Source organism: Pseudomonas sp. PS01297, assembly GCF_029959305.1.
GTDB classification, from domain to species: domain Bacteria; phylum Pseudomonadota; class Gammaproteobacteria; order Pseudomonadales; family Pseudomonadaceae; genus Aquipseudomonas; species Aquipseudomonas helleri.
The window spans coordinates 14,991-34,772 of sequence record NZ_JASCPQ010000058.1 but is presented as its reverse complement, the minus strand read 5'-3'; the positions used below and the strand labels follow the sequence as shown (position 1 = coordinate 34,772).

The 19,782-nt window shown below is 60.1% G+C and carries 17 protein-coding genes; 12 read left to right on the top strand and 5 right to left on the bottom strand.

Annotated elements, in window-relative coordinates; all coding sequences use genetic code 11:
* Positions 1-96: 96 nt before the first annotated feature.
* Together QMX84_RS17315 and QMX84_RS17310 are read right to left on the bottom strand one after the other, a co-directional pair.
* Positions 97-1,746 carry an acyl-CoA dehydrogenase family protein gene (locus QMX84_RS17315; protein ID WP_282364381.1) on the bottom strand — a complete coding sequence of 550 codons (1,650 nt, stop codon included), beginning with the start codon at positions 1,744-1,746 and terminating at the stop codon, positions 97-99.
* Between the two features lie 73 nt (positions 1,747-1,819).
* Positions 1,820-4,195, bottom strand: a complete 2,376-nt coding sequence (locus QMX84_RS17310; protein ID WP_282364380.1) for a hybrid sensor histidine kinase/response regulator — start codon at positions 4,193-4,195, stop codon at positions 1,820-1,822.
* 190 nt (positions 4,196-4,385) lie between these two features.
* Here QMX84_RS17310 and QMX84_RS17305 point away from each other — a divergent pair, with 190 nt between their 5' ends.
* The 4 genes from QMX84_RS17305 (at position 4,386) to QMX84_RS17290 (ending at position 7,969) form a co-directional block, all read left to right on the top strand.
* Entirely contained in the window at positions 4,386-5,183 is a 798-nt protein-coding gene (locus QMX84_RS17305; RefSeq protein ID WP_026014362.1) for a hydroxymethylpyrimidine/phosphomethylpyrimidine kinase, read from the top strand.
* A gap of 17 nt (positions 5,184-5,200) precedes the next feature.
* On the top strand, positions 5,201-5,827 hold the full coding sequence (gene thiE / locus QMX84_RS17300) for a thiamine phosphate synthase (RefSeq protein ID WP_262124196.1): 627 nt from the start codon (positions 5,201-5,203) through the stop codon (positions 5,825-5,827).
* A 31-nt stretch (positions 5,828-5,858) separates the two neighbouring features.
* On the top strand, positions 5,859-7,142 hold the full coding sequence (gene hemL, locus QMX84_RS17295; RefSeq protein WP_282364379.1) for a glutamate-1-semialdehyde 2,1-aminomutase: 1,284 nt from the start codon (positions 5,859-5,861) through the stop codon (positions 7,140-7,142).
* Between the two features lie 278 nt (positions 7,143-7,420).
* The gene (locus tag QMX84_RS17290) at positions 7,421-7,969 is read left to right on the top strand and encodes a tetratricopeptide repeat protein (RefSeq protein ID WP_282364378.1); all 549 of its coding nucleotides are present in this window, start codon (positions 7,421-7,423) and stop codon (positions 7,967-7,969) included.
* Positions 7,970-7,984: 15 nt separating this feature from the next.
* Here QMX84_RS17290 and QMX84_RS17285 read toward each other — a convergent pair whose 3' ends face one another.
* The gene (locus tag QMX84_RS17285) at positions 7,985-8,311 is read right to left on the bottom strand and encodes a DUF1820 family protein (RefSeq protein ID WP_048367613.1); all 327 of its coding nucleotides are present in this window, start codon (positions 8,309-8,311) and stop codon (positions 7,985-7,987) included.
* 132 nt (positions 8,312-8,443) lie between these two features.
* On the opposite strand from QMX84_RS17285, the gene miaB reads away from it, so the two are divergent.
* The 5 genes from miaB (at position 8,444) to lnt (ending at position 13,876) form a co-directional block, all read left to right on the top strand.
* Entirely contained in the window at positions 8,444-9,772 is a 1,329-nt protein-coding gene (gene miaB, locus QMX84_RS17280) for a tRNA (N6-isopentenyl adenosine(37)-C2)-methylthiotransferase MiaB (RefSeq protein WP_262124195.1), read from the top strand.
* Between the two features lie 203 nt (positions 9,773-9,975).
* A complete protein-coding gene (locus QMX84_RS17275) occupies positions 9,976-10,998 on the top strand; it encodes a PhoH family protein (RefSeq protein ID WP_048367617.1) in 1,023 nt (340 codons plus the stop codon).
* The gene (ybeY, locus tag QMX84_RS17270; RefSeq protein ID WP_048367619.1) at positions 10,991-11,452 is read left to right on the top strand and encodes an rRNA maturation RNase YbeY; all 462 of its coding nucleotides are present in this window, start codon (positions 10,991-10,993) and stop codon (positions 11,450-11,452) included. Before QMX84_RS17275 ends, ybeY begins: the two co-directional genes overlap by 8 nt.
* Before the next feature lie 39 nt (positions 11,453-11,491).
* Positions 11,492-12,331, top strand: coding sequence for an HlyC/CorC family transporter (locus QMX84_RS17265; RefSeq protein ID WP_048367621.1), 840 nt, complete (start codon positions 11,492-11,494; stop codon positions 12,329-12,331).
* A 21-nt stretch (positions 12,332-12,352) separates the two neighbouring features.
* Positions 12,353-13,876: an apolipoprotein N-acyltransferase gene (gene lnt / locus QMX84_RS17260; RefSeq protein WP_282364377.1), complete on the top strand. Its 1,524-nt coding sequence runs from the start codon at positions 12,353-12,355 to the stop codon at positions 13,874-13,876.
* Between the two features lie 74 nt (positions 13,877-13,950).
* Here the strand turns inward: lnt and QMX84_RS17255 are convergent, their stop codons facing one another.
* Together QMX84_RS17255 and QMX84_RS17250 are read right to left on the bottom strand one after the other, a co-directional pair.
* Positions 13,951-14,712: a YdcF family protein gene (locus QMX84_RS17255; RefSeq protein WP_282364376.1), complete on the bottom strand. Its 762-nt coding sequence runs from the start codon at positions 14,710-14,712 to the stop codon at positions 13,951-13,953.
* A gap of 146 nt (positions 14,713-14,858) precedes the next feature.
* On the bottom strand, positions 14,859-15,146 hold the full coding sequence (locus tag QMX84_RS17250) for a hypothetical protein (protein WP_048367627.1): 288 nt from the start codon (positions 15,144-15,146) through the stop codon (positions 14,859-14,861).
* 233 nt (positions 15,147-15,379) lie between these two features.
* On the opposite strand from QMX84_RS17250, the gene leuS reads away from it, so the two are divergent.
* The 3 genes from leuS to holA all read left to right on the top strand — a co-directional run bounded on the left by leuS (position 15,380) and on the right by holA (position 19,761).
* Positions 15,380-17,986: a leucine--tRNA ligase gene (leuS, locus tag QMX84_RS17245; RefSeq protein WP_048389689.1), complete on the top strand. Its 2,607-nt coding sequence runs from the start codon at positions 15,380-15,382 to the stop codon at positions 17,984-17,986.
* Between the two features lie 90 nt (positions 17,987-18,076).
* Entirely contained in the window at positions 18,077-18,676 is a 600-nt protein-coding gene (gene lptE / locus QMX84_RS17240; RefSeq protein WP_048367630.1) for an LPS assembly lipoprotein LptE, read from the top strand.
* Positions 18,677-18,723: 47 nt separating this feature from the next.
* Entirely contained in the window at positions 18,724-19,761 is a 1,038-nt protein-coding gene (gene holA, locus QMX84_RS17235) for a DNA polymerase III subunit delta (protein ID WP_282364375.1), read from the top strand.
* Positions 19,762-19,782: the final 21 nt, after the last annotated feature.

The following is a 19,782-nucleotide window of genomic DNA, read 5'->3' as shown; positions in this document are numbered from 1 at the left end:
GGCTTGCTCGCGATTGGATTGACTCGGTGCCACAGACAGACCGAGTTGTCTTTATCGCGAGCAAGCCCGCTCCCACAGTGCATGGGTGGGTGAGGGTTAAAGGATGTGCGGGGTTGAGCGCGCGACGATGGCGGCGACGTTCAGGCCGCGTGGAAGGTTGCCGTAGGCGCGGCCACTGCCGTGTAGCCGACTGGCAATAAAGGCGTCGCTGACGTCGCTGTTACCGGCTTCCAAAAGCAGTTTGGCCTGTAGGCCCAAGGCGATGTCTTCGGTCAGTTGGCGGGCGCGGTATTGAATGTCATCGGTGTCTTTAAAGGCCTGCTGCAACCGCACAATGTGCTGCGCCAAACGTGCATCGCCATGGCCATCACCCAGCTCGGAAAACAACGCGTCCAGCACGCCCGGTTCTTTGGACAAGGCACGCAAAACGTCGAGGCATTGCACATTGCCGGAGCCTTCCCACGTTGAGTTGACCGGCGCCTCGCGGTACAGGCGCGGCAGGATGCTGTCTTCAACATACCCCGCGCCGCCCATGCATTCCGCCGCTTCGTTGATCATGGCCGGGGCGCGCTTGCAGATCCAGTACTTGCCCACTGCCGTCACCAACCGGGAGAAACGGGCCTCGTGGGAGTCATCCAGATGGTCCAGCGCGCGGCCCATGCGCAGGCTCAAGGCCAGCGCGGCTTCGCTTTCCAGCGCCAGGTCAGCCAGCACGTTTTCCATCAAGGGTTGTTCAGCCAACACCCGGCCGCCCACCAGGCGGTGCGCACAGTGATGGCTGGCCTGGGTCAGCGCCTGCCTCATCAGCGCGCTGGAGCCCACCATGCAATCGAAGCGGGTCATGGCGACCATTTCGATGATCGTCGGCACGCCGCGCCCTTCTTCGCCGATCATCCACGCCAGCGCCCCGCGAAACTCGACTTCGCTGGAGGCGTTTGAGCTGTTGCCCAGTTTGTTTTTCAGGCGCTGGATGTAGAACTCATTGCGGCTGCCATCCGGGCGGTGGCGCGGCAACAGGAAACAGCTCAGGCCTTTATCGGTTTGCGCCAAGGTCAAAAAACCATCGCACATGGGCGCTGAACAAAACCATTTGTGCCCAAGCAGTTCATACGCCTGCCCCGGCCCGGCAGCGCCCACCGGGTAGGCGCGGGTGGTGTTGGCGCGCACATCGGTGCCGCCCTGTTTTTCGGTCATTGCCATGCCCAGGGTGACCCCGGCTTTTTGGCTGATGTCGACGTTACGCGGGTCGTATTCCGGGGCCAGCACTTTGGGCAGCCATACGTGGGCAATGTCCGGTTGCAGGCGCAAGGCCGGGACGCTGGCGAAGGTCATGGTCAGCGGGCAACCGCTGCCGGCTTCGGCCTGGCTGTGCAGGTAGGTCATGGAGGCCCGGGCCACATGAGCGCCGGGCTGCGGGTCGGTCCAGGGTAAGGACGGCAGGCCGTGCTCAATCGCGGTACGCATCAGTTCGTGGTACGCGGGGTGAAACTCCACCAGATCGATCCGATGGCCAAAGCGGTCATGGCTGACAAACACCGGTTTGTTTTCATTGGCCAAAAAGCCCGCTGCCATCAACGGCCCACCGGCCAGCGCCCCGTATTGGTCAATCCGCCCTTGCGCCCAACCCGCACCGAAGTGCTGGCTCCAGTGCTGCAACGGCAGGTCGATACGGTACAGATTGACGCCGTCCAACGACGGCGGCTGATTGGTCACTTGGTGGGTTTCGGCGTATTGATGCAGGTTCATGGTGCGGGCTCCTCGGATCAATCCAATGACCCAGTGAAGCACGCACAGCCACCATCACAAGTGGCATATGCGCCTAAGACCCGGCGCTTTTGCCCTCACCGACCACCAACAGGCGCTGCGCAAGGGCGTGCTGCACGTCATCGATACCCAGCGGTTTGATCAAGGCATCGGTGATCGCGTCGACCTGCCCACGCGCCGCTTGGGCCTCGGCGGCAGACTCAAACACCGCCAGCACTGGCAGTTGCAAACACACCGCCAGGGTCAGCAGTTGAGCGTCTTTTGAAGTGGCGGTTATCCGCGCCAGCGGGCAACCGAGCAGCACTGCATCGACGCGCTCACGGCGCAGCAGGTCGATGGCTGCCTGCCCGCTGTCGGCGCAATGCACGCGATAGCCCAATGCGAGCAGCATGCCGTACAGGTCCGGAGCACCGACGTCGTGGTCTTCAACCAGCAACACGGCGCACTCCATCGGGCTTTTTTTCAGGCTCAGGATCGTGCTCTGGGTAGCCGGGGCCAAAGCCTCAAGCTCCAGCGAGACCTGGAACTGCGAGCCCTGACGCGGCAGCGAATGGTGAGTCAACTGGCCGCCCATCAGCTCTACCAAGCGCCGGCAGATAGCCAAACCAATCCCCAGGCCGCCGTAGTTGCGAGTCATGGAACCATCGACCTGGAAGAAGTGCTGGTACAGCTCGGCCCGTTCCTGATGAACAAAGCCGATGCCGCTGTCGATCACATTAAAAGCCAACGACCAGCGCGCCTCGTCGATAGCTTTGCCGGTCACGCGTAAAATTACCCCGCCTTCGCAGGTGAACTTGATGGCGTTATCCAGCAAGCATTCGAGGCACTGGCGAATTTTCGCTTCGTCCCCAACCCAGTGATCAGGCAAACCGTGGGCAATGTCATACGAAAAAGTCAGCCCTTTACTGCGGGCCTTTGGGGCGAATTCAGCACTCAAGCCTTTGAGCAGTTCGCCAAGGCTAAAGGGCTGCAACTCGGCCGTGAGACGACCGGCCTGCAATTCGGTCAGGGACAAAATGCCATTGACCATGCCCATCATTTGCCGCGCCGAGCCTTCGGCGGTCTGGGTGTAGAACTCGAGTTCAGAGCCCATGTCCAGGGTTTTGATCAGTTCCAACGAACCGATTACCCCGTTCATGGGCGTGCGCAGTTCGTGGGTGACCGTGGACAGGAACTCGTCTTTGAGTTGGTTGGTGCGGGCCAGTTGCTGGTTCATCGCTGCCAGTTTTTGCCCGGTTTCTTGCAAGGTGCGCGCATGCAGATCACGCATGGCGTTGATCCGGTCGGCCAGCGCCAGCGACAGCAGGCAGCCTTCGACCGCCGAGCCGATCTGGCTGGCGTACATGGTCAGGAAGACGTTCGGCAAATAGCCCAGAACCATCAGCGTGTTGACCAGACCTCCGAGCAAAAAGGCCGACCAGGCAATTACAAAATAGCGCGCCACCCGCAAACCACGGGCCCAGGCCACCACGCCCGCAACAAAGATGACCACGATAAACGCCAGCGCCAGCGCCGTGGCCAGCCGCAGGGCCACGGCATAACTGGTGATCAGCGACAGCAGCATGACCAGCGCACCCACGCCCATCAGCAGGATCAGCGCACGGTCCAGCCAGCGGCTTTGCGAGCCGATCTGCAAAAAGGAGCGCGCAAATTGGCAGCCAAAGAGCGCAGCCGAGCCGATCAAAAACGGCACCGACGCGTTGGCCCACCACGGGTTATTGGGCCAGAAATACTGCACCGCCGCACCGTTGACCGCGAGCTGGTACAGGCCGAACGAGGCCATATAGACGATGTAATACAGGTAGCTGGTGTCACGCACGCTGATGTAGATGAACAGGTTGTACACCAGCATCCCCAGCAGAACCCCGTAAATCAGGCCCAGCACATAAATGCGCTGGGGCTGTTCTTCGAGGTAGGCCTGTGCGGACCACAAGGTGAGCGGCGCTTGAATAGAGCCTTCGCTGGCCAGGCGCAGGTAGACGGTCTGGCTTTGCCCAGGGCTGAAATTGAGTTCGAAGAGGTAGTTGTTTTCTTTGATTTGCCGATTGCCGAAGGGCAAGGCATCGCCGGTGCGCTCAGCCAGATAGTAGTTGCCCGCCGCATCGGCCAGGTACAGGTCGATGTTGTCCAGCGGCGGATACGCCAGCTCCATCAACCAGGTGCGGTGTGCTGCTGGGTCTTTGGGCAGATAGCGCAGATCAATTTTTAGCCAGAAGGCCGAACGCGAATAACCCGCATTCAGCGTGTCTTTGGTGTGAAGTTTGAACAGACCCGGATTGGCGATCACATCGCTCAACGTCGCTTGGCTCCCCACATCTTCGAAGACCTGCATCACTCGGCCCAAGGGCAGGCTCTGCGTGGTGTCGTCGAACTCGACTGCGCCGGCCAGCATCGGAAGCCAGCCCAGCATCATAATCAGCAAATAGCGCATACAGCCCCAGCGTGGTCCGCCCGGTTACGTGCAGAATCTCCTGTTCCGTTTGAGACCGCGTCGACCGTCTTACCTGTTAGTAATGTGGGGCTCACTTTAGCATAGCCATCCCGATGGAGCCGCATGGCCATCATACAAATCAGCGGACCAAACAGCCGCAAAAAAGCGTTTGGTGGTAAGCTCGCGCACCATGAATATCTACAGCTCTCGCCCCGTTGTCCTCTGTCTCTCCGGCCATGACCCCAGTGGGGGTGCCGGCTTGCAGGCAGATATCGAAGCCCTGCTGGCTCAAGGTTGTCACGCGGCCCCCGTGGTCACCGCCTTGACTGTGCAGAACACCGTGAATGTCAGCGACTTCCGCGTGCTGGATCGAGAGTGGGTGCTGGCGCAAGCCAACGCCGTGCTCAGCGACTCCACGGTTGCGGCCGTCAAGCTGGGCATGCTCGGCTCACTGGAAATGGTCGACACCGTGGTCGAGCTGCTTCAAGCCCACCCGCATCTGCCGATGGTCTGCGACCCGGTACTGCGCGCGGGCGGCGGCGGGCGACTGGGTAAAGACGAAGTGGGCTACGCCATGCGCGAGCGCTTGCTGCCCCTGGCCGTGATCGCCACGCCCAACCTGCCTGAAGCCCGCATTCTGGCCGAACTGCCTGAGGGCAGCGCCGATGAATGCGCCGAAAAACTCCTGCCTTTCTGCAAACACCTGCTCATCACCGGCGGACACGGCGATGAACACGAAGTCCATAACCGCCTGTACAGCCGCGACGGCAGCCGTCACACCTTCACCTGCTATCGTCTGCCGGGCAGCTATCACGGCTCGGGCTGCACCTTGGCCAGCACTCTGGCCGGGCGTTTGGCCATTGGCGAAAACCTGGTCAGCGCGGTCGAGACGGCGCTCAACTACACGTGGCGCACCCTGCGTGATGCCGAGCAACTGGGCCAGGGCCAATTTGTGCCCCGGCGTTTACCGCTGGACTTCTGTTCGTAACGAATGAGGCTCGACCCATGAAGCTGCGTGGTCTTTACGCAATCACCGATAGCCAACTGCTGGCCGGCAAATGCCTTGAGTATGTCGAGGCGGCGCTGGATGGCGGCCTGACACTGTTGCAGTACCGCGACAAAAGCACCGATGAGGCCCGCCGCTTGCGCGAGGCCGAGGCGCTGATGCACTTGTGCGATCGTTACAAGGCGCACTTGCTGATCAACGATGACGCCGAACTGGCCGCGCGCTTGGGCGTGGGTGTTCACCTGGGCCAGACCGACGGCCCGCTGACACCGGCACGGGCACTGCTCGGGTCAAAGGCCATTATTGGCTCAACGTGTCACGATCAAATCGATCTGGCCGAGCAGGCAGTGAAGGAAGGCGCCACCTATGTGGCCTTTGGGCGCTTTTTCACCTCCAGCACCAAGCCCGGCGCTGCCCCGGCGTCCCCCGAGGTGATCAACGAGGCGCGCGCCAAGCTTATAAACGTGCCGATCTGTGTGATCGGCGGCATTACCCTGGACAACGCCGCCCCGCTGGTCGAGCGCGGGGCTGATTTGCTGGCCGTGGTGCACGGCCTGTTTGGCGCCGACAGCACGCAGGAAGTGACCCGACGCGCCCGCGCGTTCAACGCCTTGCTGTCTATTTAAATACCGAATTCTGATTCAGAGAGAGCCCATCATGTCTCGTTCCGAAACGCTGTTTGCCAACGCCCAAAAACACATCCCCGGCGGCGTGAACTCGCCTGTTCGTGCGTTCAAGAGCGTGGGCGGCACGCCTTTGTTCTTCAAACATGCCGAAGGTGCCTACGTCACTGACGAAGACGACAAGCGTTATGTCGACTACGTGGGTTCGTGGGGCCCGATGATTTTGGGCCACAGCCACCCGGACGTGCTGGACGCGGTGCGTGCGCAACTGCAACACGGCTTGTCCTACGGCGCCCCGACCGCCATGGAAACCGAGATGGCCGATCTGGTGTGCTCGATTGTGCCGTCCATGGAAATGGTCCGCATGGTCAGTTCCGGCACAGAAGCCACCATGAGCGCCATCCGTCTGGCGCGGGGCTTCACCGGACGTGACAACATCCTCAAGTTTGAAGGCTGCTACCACGGTCACTCCGACAGCCTGCTGGTAAAAGCCGGCTCCGGGGCGCTGACCCAAGGCGTTCCAAGCTCGGGCGGCGTGCCGGCGGACTTCGCCAAACACACCCTGACCACCACCTTCAACGACATCGACGCCGTTGCGCAGTTGCTGGCAGACGTGGGCGACACCGTGGCGTGCATCATTGTTGAGCCGGTGGCGGGCAACATGAACTGCGTTCCGCCAGCGCCGGGCTTCCTGCAAGGCCTGCGCAGCCTGTGCGACCAGCACGGCATCGTGCTGATCTTTGACGAAGTGATGACCGGTTTCCGCGTAGCCCTGGGCGGCGCCCAAGCCCACTACGGCGTCACTCCCGACCTGAGCACCTTCGGCAAAATCATTGGCGGCGGCATGCCGGTGGGCTGCTTCGGCGGCAAACGCGAGATCATGCAGCACATCGCCCCGCTGGGCCCGGTGTATCAGGCGGGCACGCTGTCCGGCAACCCGTTGGCGATGGCCGCTGGCCTGACCACCCTGCGCCTGATCAGCCGCCCGGGCTTCCATGACGAGCTGACCGACTACACCACGCGCCTGCTCGCAGGCCTGCAAGAACGCGCAGACGCTGCCGGCATTCCTTTTGTGACCACCCAGGCGGGTGCCATGTTTGGCCTGTACTTCAGCGAAGCCGATGACATCGTGACCTTCGACGACGTCATGGCCAGCGATGCAGACCGCTTCAAGCGGTTCTTCCACCTGATGCTGGACGGCGGCGTGTACCTGGCGCCAAGTGCGTTTGAAGCCGGCTTCACTTCGATTGCCCACGGCGACGCCGAACTGCAACTGACCCTGGATGCTGCCGAGCGCGCTTTTGCTGCGTTGAAATAACCTGAACCCTGTGTAGGAGCGAGCTTGTCTCGCGATGTTTTAAAGATCAAAAGATCGCGAGGCAAGCTCGCTCCTACAGGGTTTATGTTCTTTTTATGCGCGTGAGGGGCTAATCATTTATGCCACCTGTCCAAAATCGTCTTAAATCAATCGATATGGCGGTCACGCAGCAGAAAAACGAGTAAAGACTTTGTAAGGTGGCCTCCGCTTATTTCATAATGCGCGCCTACTCATCCCTTGGTCGGGTATGCCCGCCTTTCAGAGGTACGTCGATTCCCATGAACCGCACCGGCCGCGCCCTTGCACTGGGCTGCCTGTTGCTCCTTCAACCGTTGCTTGCTCAGGCAGGTGGCAACTCGCTGTTGATTCCAGCGATGGGTCGTTGCACCCTCAATACGCAGCCAGAAGACCTCAAAGAAGCTCTGGCAGCCTGCGTTGAGGCGGCAAAAACCGGGGATGCAGAAGCTCAATACGAGCTGGGTGAGTTCTATTACGACGGTAAAAACGCCCCGCAAGACCTCAATCAGGCCCTGAGCTACTTCGAACAAGCGTCGCTGCAAGGCCACGCCATGGCGCAGTTTCAGCTGGGCACCATGTTTTTCAAGGGTGAAGGCGTACCGGCCAATAACATTCAGGCCTACATCGTGCTGAAAATGGCTGCGGTCAACGGCGCCGAAGATGCCCTCGACACCGCCGACCTGGTCGCCGAAAAAATGCCCCGCGAACAGCTCGAGACTGCTACCCAGATCCTGGGGCAGATCTTCCGCAAGTACCTGCTTGAACTGCAATCGGCCGACGGTCGCTCGCCGTTTTCACCGCTGCCTTAAGGTCAAGGTGCCGAACTATTTGTCCGGCATCGGAAACGGAAACGGCATCACGTTGCTCATGCCATTCGCTTCACTGATTTTCGGCGTCCCCAGACGTTCAACTTCATCGATTCGCACAATCGAGTGCATCGGCACAAAGCTGCGTACCACGCCTTCAAATTGAGCTTTGAGCTTTTCTTCGCTCGGATCAACGACGATTTGCGTGCGCTCCCCGAAGACAAATTCCTCAACTTCCAGAAAGCCCCACAGATCACTTTGATAGATCTGCTTGGCGTACATTTCGAACACCTGGCCCTGATTGAGGAAAATCACCTTGTAGATTGGAGCTTCACGTTTGGTCATGGTGGGCGGGTAAACATCTGAGGATATAAAAGAGGGCGCGAACTATAGCATAGCCGTCGGACGCGCAACGCTAGGAACCCGCGACCATGCCCCCTATAATGCGCGGTTCTTTGAACCACTTGATGAACACCCATGGCCAAGAAGCTTTACATCGAAACCCACGGTTGCCAGATGAATGAGTACGACAGCTCACGCATGGTCGATCTGCTGGGTGAACATCAGGCCCTGGAAGTCACAGCGCGCGCCGAAGACGCTGATGTCATCCTGCTCAATACCTGTTCGATCCGTGAACGCGCCCAAGACCGCGTGTACTCGCAATTGGGCCGCTGGCGCGAGCTGAAACTGGCCAACCCCGAGATGGTCATTGCGGTCGGCGGCTGCGTTGCCAGCCAGGAAGGCGCCGCCATCCGCGACCGCGCTCCTTACGTGGATGTAGTCTTCGGCCCGCAAACCCTTCACCGCCTGCCCGAGATGATCGACGCTGCGCGCATCACCAAGTTGCCGCAGGTTGACGTGTCGTTCCCCGAGATCGAAAAATTCGACCACCTGCCAGAACCCCGCATCGACGGCCCAAGTGCCTATGTGTCGGTCATGGAAGGTTGCAGCAAGTACTGCACGTTCTGCGTGGTGCCTTACACCCGTGGCGAAGAAGTCAGCCGCCCGTTCGACGACGTGCTCAGCGAAGTGTTTCACCTGGCCGAAAACGGCGTGCGTGAAGTGACCTTGCTGGGCCAGAACGTCAACGGCTATCGCGGCCTGACCGAGGACGGTCGCCTGGCGGACCTCGCCGAACTGATTCGCGTGGTGGCGGCCATCGACGGGATCGAGCGCATTCGCTACACCACCTCGCACCCGCTGGAGTTCTCGGACAGCCTGATCCAGGCGCATGCCGAGGTGCCGGAGCTGGTAAAACACCTGCACTTGCCGGTGCAATCGGGCTCGGACCGCATTCTGTCGGCCATGAAGCGCAACCACACGGCGCTGGAGTACAAGTCCAAGCTGCGCAAACTGCGTGCGGCGGTGCCGGGCATTTGCATCAGCTCTGACTTTATCGTCGGCTTCCCCGGTGAAACCGAGAAAGACTTCGAGCAAACCATGAAGCTGATCGAGGACGTCGGTTTCGACTTCTCGTACTCCTTTGTGTACAGCCAGCGCCCAGGTACGCCTGCGGCCGACCTGGTGGACGACACGCCAGAAGAGCGCAAAAAAGAGCGCCTCAATGCGCTGCAACACCGCCTGAACCAGCAAGGTTTTGAGATCAGCCGGCAAATGGTCGGTTCCACTCAGCGGATTCTGGTGACCGATTACTCGAAAAAAGACCCTGGCGAATTGCAAGGGCGCACCGAAAACAACCGCATTGTTAACTTCCGCTGCGACAACCCGCAGTTGATCGGACAATTCGCCGACGTGCACATCGATGCCGCCCAGCCGCACTCCCTGCGGGGTTCGCTGCTGAACTAACGTGGACCTGTAGCCGCTGCCGAAGGCTGCGATAAGATCCGAAGGATCTTCAAGCTTTTAGAGCATGCGCCCACTTCGTGAGCGATCGCAGCCTACGGCAGCGGCTACAGGTTTTACGTCGCGTCAGTAAGTCCTTTCGCGCGTGACCTGCTAGCGTTATCCTTCAACTCATCTCAATTGCCTTAGGGCGGCTAAAAACGACCTTGAACGCACCCATCGAACCACATCGTTTTCTCCTCGAGCCTTTTGAGGCTCGCCGCTTCGCCAATCTGTGCGGACAATTCGACGAGCATTTGCGCTTGGTCGAACAACGTCTGGGCATCGAAATCCGCAATCGCGGTAACCAGTTCGAAATGATCGGCGACCCCAAACTGACCGTTTCTGCAGAACACCTGCTGCGCCGTCTGTACCGCGAAACCAAAGCCACTGAGCTTTCGCCGGACCTGGTGCACCTGTTCCTGCAAGAGTCTGCTGCCACCGATGATCTGGCCAATACACCTGTGGCCGAGGCCAGCGTGTCGCTGCGCACCAAAAAGGGCATGATCCGCCCGCGCGGCACCAACCAGCAGCGCTACGTCAAAGAAATCCTCGGCAACGACATCAACTTCGGCATTGGCCCAGCCGGTACGGGCAAGACCTACCTGGCCGTGGCCTGCGCAGTTGACGCCCTGGAGCGCGAGCAGATCCGCCGCATCCTGCTGGTACGCCCGGCGGTTGAAGCTGGCGAAAAACTCGGCTTCCTGCCGGGCGACCTGTCGCAAAAGATCGACCCGTACCTGCGCCCGCTGTATGACGCCCTGTACGAGATGCTCGGCTTTGAATACGTGGCCAAGCTGATCGAGCGCCAGATCATTGAAGTGGCACCGCTGGCCTACATGCGCGGTCGCACGCTGAATAACAGCTTCATCATTCTCGACGAAAGCCAGAACACCACCGTCGAACAGATGAAGATGTTCCTGACCCGTATCGGCTTCGGCTCCACGGCCGTGATCACCGGCGACATTACCCAGATCGACCTGCCGAAAGGCACCAAGTCGGGGCTGACCCACGTGATTGACGTGCTCAAGGACGTACCGGGCATCAGCTTTACGCACTTTTTGTCCAAAGACGTTGTGCGCCACCCGCTGGTACAACGCATCGTTGAGGCCTACGGGCGCTACGAACAGGAAGCCGCTGACAAGCTGGCCGCCCTGCCCGCCGCCAAGGACTACCGCAACGATGCTTGAGCTTGACCTGCAACTGGCCACCGAAGCCGCTGCGCCCAGCGAAGCCCAGTTCCGCCAATGGTGCGAACTGGCGCTGCGCCAGCGCACCGCCGACTCGGAAATGACCATTCGTCTGGTGGACGAAGCCGAAGGCCGTGAGCTTAATCACACTTGGCGACACAAAGACTACGCGACCAACGTGCTGTCTTTTCCGGCAGAAGTGCCGGACGAATTCCTTGATATCCCGCTTCTGGGTGACCTGGTCATCTGTGTGGCCGTGGTCGAGCGTGAAGCCGCCGAACAAGGCAAGGCACTTGACGCTCACTGGGCTCACTTGGTGATTCACGGCTGCTTGCATCTTCTGGGTTACGACCATATAGAAGACGAAGAAGCCGAAGAGATGGAAGCGCTGGAACGAACGTTGCTTGCAGAACTGGGTCATCCGGATCCGTATGCAGACGACGAAACTGATTAACAACCCACTGAAACGACCAAGGGATACGAGTAAATCGCTATGAGCGAAGACCGATCGAGCAACGGGCAAAAGTCATGGTTGGGTAAGCTGACCCAGGCCTTTGCCCATGAGCCGAAAAACCGCCAGGAGCTGCTGGAGCTGCTGCGCGAAGCACATCAGAACAAACTGTTGGACAGCGAAGCGCTGGCCATCGTCGAAGGCGCCATCCAGGTGGCTGACCTGCAAGTACGGGACATCATGGTCCCGCGTTCGCAGATGATCAGCATCAAGGCGACCCAGACACCCCGCGAATTCCTCCCGGCGATCATTGACGCAGCGCACTCGCGTTATCCCGTGATCGGCGAAAGCCACGATGACGTCCTCGGCGTCCTGCTGGCCAAAGACCTGCTGCCGCTGATCCTTCAAGAGAACGGCGACAAATTCAACATCAAGGATCTGCTGCGTCCAGCGACGTTTGTCCCTGAGTCCAAGCGCCTGAACGTGTTGTTGCGTGAGTTCCGTGCCAACCACAACCACATGGCCATCGTCATTGACGAATACGGCGGCGTGGCCGGTCTGGTGACGATTGAAGACGTTCTGGAACAGATCGTCGGCGACATCGAAGACGAACACGATGTCGAAGAAGACAGCTACATCAAGCCGCTGCCCAGCGGTGACTTCCTGATCAAGGCCCTGACGCCTATCGAGAACTTCAACGAGTTCTTTGACAGCGACTTCTCCGACGATGAGTTCGACACCGTTGGCGGCCTGGTCATGAGTGCGTTCGGGCACTTGCCAAAACGCAACGAAATCACTGAAATCGGCCCTTACCGCTTCCGCATCCTCAATGCCGACAGCCGCCGAATTCACTTGATTCGCTTAACGCCCATTGCCCGCTAAACCCTGACGCTAAGGATTGAAATGCGCTGGATAACCGCCCCCGGCTGGCCCGGTAACTTGCTGGCTGTGGTGGCCGGCGCACTGACAACCCTGGCGTTGGCACCTTTCGATATCTGGCCGCTGGCACTGGTTGCCCTGGCCCTGTTCTATCTGGGCTTGCGCGACCTGTCGCCCAAGCAGGCGCTGGGCCGTGGCTGGTGCTTCGGCTTTGGCCTGTTTGGCGCGGGCACCAGCTGGATCTACTACAGCATTCACCACTTCGGTGGTGCGTCGGTGCTACTGGCCGGCTTCCTGATGCTGCTGTTCACCGCTGCCATTGCCTGGTTCTTTGCCCTGCCCGCCTGGCTGTGGGCACGCTGGATCCGCCGCAATGAAGCGCCGCTGGCCGACACCCTGGCCTTTGCTGCGCTGTGGACGGCCCAAGAGGCTTTCCGTGGCTGGTTCCTCACGGGCTTCCCGTGGCTTTACTCGGGTTACAGCCAGCTCGACGGCCCCTTGGCCGGGCTTGCGCCGCTGGGCGGCATGTGGCTGATTTCGTTCACTCTGGCGCTGACGGCAGCGCTGCTGTGCAACCTGCCCCGCCTGATCAAAGCCAGGCGCAAAGCCTTTATCGGCGCCGCCGTGGTGTTACTGGTCGGCCCTTGGTGCATCGGCATTGCGCTCAAGCATCACGCCTGGACCAGCCCGTCGGGTGACCCGCTGAGCGTGGCGGCGATGCAGGGCAACGTCGCACAAAGCATGAAATGGGACCCGGCCGAGCTTAATGCGCAGTTGGCGCAGTACCGTGACATGACCTTCAGATCCAAGCGCGTCGACCTGATTGTGTGGCCTGAAACGGCCATCCCGGTGCTCAAAGAGAACGCCGAAGGCTATTTGACGATGATGAGCCGGTTCGCTGCCGACCGAAATTCCGCGCTGATCACCGGCGTGCCGATCCGCGAAGAAGTGCGCCACGAATCGCGCTTCTTCAACGGCATCACGGCCGTGGGTGAAGGCGATGGCGTGTACCTGAAACAAAAACTCGTACCGTTTGGCGAGTACGTCCCGTTGCAGGACGTACTGCGCGGCCTGATCGCGTTTTTTGACCTGCCGATGTCAGACTTTGCCCGCGGGCCTGCCGACCAACCCATGCTGCAAGCCAAGGGTTACCAGATCGCCCCGCTGATTTGCTACGAAGTGGTGTACCCGGACTTTGTCGCCGGGCTGGCCGCGCAGAGCGATATTTTGCTGACCATCAGCAACGACACCTGGTTCGGCACCTCGATCGGCCCCCTGCAACATTTGCAGATGGCCCAGATGCGCGCCCTTGAAGCGGGCCGCTGGATGATCCGGGCGACCAACAACGGTGTCACCGCGCTGATCAACCCGTTTGGGCAGATCACCACGCAGATCCCGCAGTTCGAGCAAGGGATCCTGTATGGCGACGTGGTACCCATGCACAACCTGACGCCTTACCTGCAATGGCGCTCGTGGCCACTGGCAATCCTGTGTGCGCTGCTGATTGGCTGGGCGCTGGTCACCAGCCGCATCGCCAAGACGGTGTAAACCCAAAGGCCAACCCCCTGTAGGAGCGAGCTTGCCTCGCGATCTTTTAAAGATCAAAAGATCGCGAGGCGCACTTAGCGGTAAAACAACGGGTAGGCAATCTGCCCGACGGCTTCATTGAGCAACAGCCCGGACTGCCAGACAGACTTGTACTCCGGCATCCAGCCGCCCAGCGGCCTGGCGTTGTCGACGCTTAAAAAGCCGACCGGCGCCGGCACGACCTCAAACCCTGCCTTTTCAAAACTCCACACCGACCGCGGCATGTGCCATGCCTGGGTAACCACCACGACGCGCTTGATGCCCTGCGGCAACAGAATTTCTGCACTCATTTGCGCGTTTTCCCACGTGGTGCGGCTGCGTTCTTCTTTCCAGCGAACCTCAACCCCCGAATCTTCGCGCAACGAGTCGGCCATTATCTGCGCCTCGCTCGGCGGGGTGCCGTAGTGCAAGCCGCCCGTGACCAGCACCGGCAACCCCGAAGCCTTAGCCAATTGCGCCGCATAGCGCTGGCGTTCCAGGCCGATCCCGGTGGGCTGATCGCTGCCCCACGCCGGATCGCCGCGCTCACGCCCGGAGCCCAGCAGCACAATGGTATCGGCCCGTTCAGACAAACTCGACCACTCATTGGGGGCTAACGCAGGCTCGCGCTCAATGGCGCGGGCGCTCCACTCCACCATCACCGGCAGGCTCATCAGCCACAAACCGCCAAGGCCCACGGCAAACAGCGCACCGGCCAGACGCGGACGCGAGTGGCGCAGCCACCAAGCCGCCAGCAGGAACAATAGAAGGATGCCCGGAGGCAATAGAAGTTGTTTAACAAAGTAGCGAAAAGGCATCGAGCATCTCCATAGATGCCCGAAGCCTAAGGGGGTTGAAGGGAGGCATCAACAGGGCTGGCCAAAACTCAATCACAACCCGTGTTACCTCAACCCTGAGGAAATGCCGCTCTTCACGTGGGCCCGACCTGGATCGTCGCGCCGGCCTACTTACCCTTAACCCTGTCTTTTAGCCAGATGACCTTGGCTGTCTGAGGGGCTTTTTGCTCAGTACTGCTGCCTTGCAGGCGTTCATCAGCCTCACGCCCGATCCGGTTTAAATAAACGTTGATCAACTCCAGCTCGGCACGACTCAACCCACGCAATTCCAACTCGGCAGGACGTTCGTTTCTCAGTCGCACTGCCGTCTTTGCTGAATCAAGAGCCACACTCAAACGATCAATCAGCCGCTCGAACACCTCCGAATTTATAGCCTTGTATTGCGACTCAACCATCCGTACACCTCATTAAGGAAGTTTCTTCCCCCCACCAACAGCGTAGCTGCGCTGCTAAAACCAGTGCGCCGCCGCGACCAACGGAACGATGAGGCAATCAGGGTTTCCCTCGATAGAGTGGGGTCATGTATGCTACGGGACTTCCTGTAACCCCTGCTCCAACCTGACCGGGCAACAAAAATGTCCGCGTGAGTTGAAGAGGATTAGGCCACCCTTCATTAGTACAAGTAGCCATGCACGAACAATATCAACCCCGTGAAATAGAAGCCGCCGCCCAATCATTCTGGGACAACCAAAAGTCCTTCGAAGTCAGCGAAGATCTAGGCAAAGAAACCTACTACTGCCTATCGATGTTCCCGTACCCAAGCGGCAAGCTACACATGGGGCACGTGCGCAACTACACCATCGGTGACGTGATCTCGCGCTACCAGCGCATGCTCGGCAAAAACGTTCTGCAACCCATGGGTTGGGACGCTTTCGGCATGCCGGCTGAAAACGCGGCGATGAAAAACAAAGTCGCCCCGGCCAAGTGGACCTACGACAACATCGCTTACATGAAAACCCAGCTGTGCAGCCTGGGTCTGGCGGTGGACTGGTCCCGCGAGATCACCACCTGCAAGCCTGATTACTACCGCTGGGAACAGTGGCTGTTCACGCGCCTGTTCGAAAAAGGCGTGATCTACCGCAAAAACGGCACCGTGAACTGGGACCCGGTCGACCAGACCGTTCTGGCCAACGAACAAGTGATCGACGGCCGCGGCTGGCGTTCGGGCGCGTTGATCGAAAAACGCGAAATCCCGATGTACTACTTCAAGATCACCGCTTACGCGGATGAGCTGCTTGAAAGCCTCGACGACATGCCCGGCTGGCCGGAGCAAGTCAAAACCATGCAGCGCAACTGGATTGGCAAATCCCGTGGCATGGAAGTGCAGTTCCCCTACGACCAGGCTTCCATCGGCGAAGCGGGTGCACTGAAAGTCTTCACCACCCGTCCAGACACCCTGATGGGCGCCACTTACGTGGCCGTAGCCGCAGAACACCCGCTGGCTACCCTGGCGGCGCAAAACAACCCTGAGCTGCAAGCGTTTATCGCTGAATGCAAAGGCGGCAGCGTTGCCGAAGCCGACGTGGCGACCCAAGAGAAAAAGGGCCTGCCCACCTCGCTGTTCGTGGAACACCCACTGACCGGTGAAAAGCTCCCGGTTTGGGTCGCCAACTACGTATTGATGCATTACGGCGATGGCGCTGTAATGGCAGTTCCGGCGCACGACGAGCGTGATTTCGAATTCGCCACCAAGTACAACCTGCCGATCAAGGCCGTTGTCCGCACCAGCGCAGGCGATGAGTCGCCAGCACCGTGGCAGGCCGCTTACGGCGAACACGGCCCGCTGATCAACTCTGGCGAATTCGACGGGCTGGACTTCCAGGCCGCGTTCGATGCCATCGAAGCTGCCCTGACTGCCAAGCACCTGGGCCAGTCGCGCACCCAGTTCCGTCTGCGTGACTGGGGCATCAGCCGCCAGCGCTACTGGGGCTGCCCGATCCCGATCGTACACTGCGACACCTGCGGTGACGTGCCGGTCCCGGAAGATCAACTGCCAGTCGTATTGCCAGAAGACGTCGTACCCGATGGCGCCGGTTCGCCATTGGCACGCATGCCTGAGTTCTACGAGTGCAGTTGCCCTAAATGTGGCGCACCGGCCAAACGCGAAACCGACACGATGGACACCTTCGTCGAGTCGTCGTGGTACTACGCACGCTACGCTTCGCCGCACTTCGACGGTGGCCTGGTTGAGCGCAAGGCGGCTGACCACTGGTTGCCGGTCGATCAGTACATTGGCGGTATCGAACACGCGATCTTGCACCTGCTGTACGCGCGCTTCTTCCACAAACTGATGCGCGACGAAGGTCTGGTTAGCTCCAACGAGCCGTTCAAGAACCTGCTGACCCAGGGCATGGTTATCGCTGACACCTATTTCCGTACCCTGGACAACGGTGGCAAGGACTACTTCAACCCGGACGACGTAGAAGTCGAGCGCGACGCCAAGGCCAAGATCATCGGCGCCACGCTAAAGTCTGACGGCCTGCCGGTTGAAATCGGCGGCTCGCAAAAAATGTCTAAGTCGTTGAACAACGGCGTCGACCCTCAGTCGATGATCGAACAATATGGCGCAGACACCTGCCGTCTGTTCATGATGTTCGCTTCGCCACCTGACGCCAGCCTGGAATGGTCGGATGCCGGTGTTGAAGGTGCGCACCGCTTCCTCAAGCGCGTATGGCGCCTGGCCCACGCTCACGTAGGCCAAGGCCTGCCGGGCGCGCTGGACGTTGCCGGCCTGAATGACGAGCAAAAAGTCATTCGCCGCGCCATTCACCAGGCCATCAAGCAAGCCAGCCAGGACGTCGGCCAGCATCACAAATTCAACACCGCCGTTGCCCAGGTAATGACCGTGATGAACGTGCTCGAAAAAGCACCGCAAGCCACCGAACAGGACCGCGCCCTGCTGCAGGAAGGTCTTGAGACAGTTGCCTTGATTCTCGCGCCGATCACACCGCACATCAGTCACGTACTGTGGGGCCAGTTGGGTCACGCCACGGCAATCATTGACGCCGCCTGGCCAACTCTGGATGAAAGCGCACTGGTGCAAGACACCCTGCAACTGGTTATTCAGGTGAACGGCAAACTGCGCGGTCACATCGAAATGCCTGCGGCTGCCAGCCGTGAAGAGGTTGAGGCGGCTGCCCGCACCAACGAAAACGTGCTGCGCTTTACCGAAGGCCTGACGATCCGCAAAGTGATCGTGGTACCGGGTAAATTGGTCAACATCGTCGCCAGCTAATTGGAACAGGCGCCCGGCCGTTGAGCCGGGCGCCCATTAAAACCTTTCGGGTCGCCATGCCGACCTACCTGGTTTCAAGGGGAGCTACACATGATCAAACGCAACTTGCTGGTGATGGGTCTCGCTGTTCTGTTGAGTGCCTGCGGCTTCCAGCTGCGCGGTACCGGCACCAACCAACTGACCATCACCGAGCTGGGCCTCAGCGCCCGTGATGCTTACGGCCAAACCGTTCGCGACCTGCGCCTGGCGCTGGAAGGCAGCGGCGTTAAAATCACCGACGCGGCACCGTACAAGCTCGTATTGAACAATGAGCAAGAAAACCAGCGCGCTGCCAGCTACACCGGCACCGGCTCGACCGCTGAGTACGAACTGACCAAGGTCTTGAACTACCAGATCAAAGGCGACAACAACCTGGTGTTGCTCGAGAACAAAGTTGAAGCCCGCAAGTTCTTCATGCAAGACAGTGGCAACATCGCGGGTAGCACTCAGGAAGCTTCGATGGTCCGCAAGGAACTCGACCGCGATCTGGTTCAGCAAGTCCTGCTGCGCCTTGAGCAACTGACGCCAGCACGTCTGGCCGAACTGCAAACACTGGCCGACGAAAAGGCCCGTGCAGAAGCGGCAGCCCTGGAAGCCCAGCAAAAAGCTGAAGCCGAAACCCCTCAGCAGTCGCCACTCGAACTGCCATAAGTAAGGGATACGGGGCGCTCAAGCGCCCCGTCATCTATCTAGCCCCTATGAAACTCGCCCCCGCTCAACTCACCAAACACCTGCAAGGCAGCCTGTCGCCGGTCTACGTCATCAGCGGCGATGACCCGCTGTTATGCCAGGAAGCTGCAGACGCCATCCGCACGGCTGCCCGCCAGCAGGGCTTTGATGAGCGCCAGGTATTCAGCGCCGACGCCAGCTTTGACTGGGGCACGCTGCTGCAAGCGGGTGCCAGCATGTCGCTGTTTGCCGAACGGCGCCTGCTGGAGTTGCGCCTGCCTTCCGGCAAACCCGGCGACAAAGGCGCTGCGGCCCTCATCGAGTATTGCTCGCGCCCGGCCGAAGACACCTTGCTGCTGATAAGCCTGCCCAAGCTCGACGGCAGCGCGCAAAAGACCAAGTGGGGCAAAGCCCTGATTGAAGGCCCGCAGACTCAGTTCTTGCAGATCTGGCCGGTGGACGCCAACCAGTTGCCGCAATGGATTCGCCAGCGCCTGTCACAAGCCGGGCTGGCCGCCAGCCAGGACGCCGTCGAACTCATCGCCGCTCGGGTTGAAGGCAACCTGCTGGCGGCAGCCCAGGAAGTCGAAAAGCTCAAGCTGATGGCCGAAGATGGCCAGATCACCGTCGAAACCGTGCAGGCAGCGGTGGCTGACAGTGCGCGGTTTGATGTATTCGGCCTGGTCGATGCGGTGCTCAACGGCGAAGCGGCGCATGCCCTGCGCATGCTCGAAGGCCTGCGCGGCGAAGGCGTCGAACCACCGGTGATTTTGTGGGCGCTGGCCCGCGAGTTGCGGGTGCTGGCCAACATTGCACTGCAATACAGCCAGGGTATCCCGCTGGACAAAGCCTTCAGCCAGGCCCGCCCACCGGTCTGGGACAAGCGCAAACCACTCATGAGCAAAGCGTTGCAACGTTATTCGGCTCAACGTTGGGCCCAGTTGTTGATGGATGCGCAGCGCATTGATGCTCAGATCAAAGGCCAGGCAGGCGGGTCAGCCTGGAGCAGCCTGAGCCGATTAACCCTGCTGATGTGTGGGCAACGTCTGAATTTGCCAGCGGAGTAATCCACAACGCGGGGGCGCACT

Bases quoted from the DNA above. Each gene is read 5' to 3' on its own strand.
- miaB (WP_262124195.1), top strand. From the start codon at position 8,444: ATGGCCAAGAAGCTTTACATCGAAACCCACGGTTGCCAGATGAATGAG.
- leuS (WP_048389689.1), top strand. From the start codon at position 15,380: ATGCACGAACAATATCAACCCCGTGAAATAGAAGCCGCCGCCCAATCA.
- QMX84_RS17310 (WP_282364380.1), bottom strand. From the start codon at position 4,195: ATGCGCTATTTGCTGATTATGATGCTGGGCTGGCTTCCGATGCTGGCC.
- thiE (WP_262124196.1), top strand. From the start codon at position 5,201: ATGAAGCTGCGTGGTCTTTACGCAATCACCGATAGCCAACTGCTGGCC.
- QMX84_RS17305 (WP_026014362.1), top strand. From the start codon at position 4,386: ATGAATATCTACAGCTCTCGCCCCGTTGTCCTCTGTCTCTCCGGCCAT.
- holA (WP_282364375.1), top strand. From the start codon at position 18,724: ATGAAACTCGCCCCCGCTCAACTCACCAAACACCTGCAAGGCAGCCTG.
- QMX84_RS17255 (WP_282364376.1), bottom strand. From the start codon at position 14,712: ATGCCTTTTCGCTACTTTGTTAAACAACTTCTATTGCCTCCGGGCATC.
- QMX84_RS17265 (WP_048367621.1), top strand. From the start codon at position 11,492: ATGAGCGAAGACCGATCGAGCAACGGGCAAAAGTCATGGTTGGGTAAG.
- QMX84_RS17290 (WP_282364378.1), top strand. From the start codon at position 7,421: ATGAACCGCACCGGCCGCGCCCTTGCACTGGGCTGCCTGTTGCTCCTT.
- lptE (WP_048367630.1), top strand. From the start codon at position 18,077: ATGATCAAACGCAACTTGCTGGTGATGGGTCTCGCTGTTCTGTTGAGT.
- QMX84_RS17315 (WP_282364381.1), bottom strand. From the start codon at position 1,746: ATGAACCTGCATCAATACGCCGAAACCCACCAAGTGACCAATCAGCCG.
- ybeY (WP_048367619.1), top strand. From the start codon at position 10,991: ATGCTTGAGCTTGACCTGCAACTGGCCACCGAAGCCGCTGCGCCCAGC.
- hemL (WP_282364379.1), top strand. From the start codon at position 5,859: ATGTCTCGTTCCGAAACGCTGTTTGCCAACGCCCAAAAACACATCCCC.
- QMX84_RS17285 (WP_048367613.1), bottom strand. From the start codon at position 8,311: ATGACCAAACGTGAAGCTCCAATCTACAAGGTGATTTTCCTCAATCAG.
- lnt (WP_282364377.1), top strand. From the start codon at position 12,353: ATGCGCTGGATAACCGCCCCCGGCTGGCCCGGTAACTTGCTGGCTGTG.
- QMX84_RS17250 (WP_048367627.1), bottom strand. From the start codon at position 15,146: ATGGTTGAGTCGCAATACAAGGCTATAAATTCGGAGGTGTTCGAGCGG.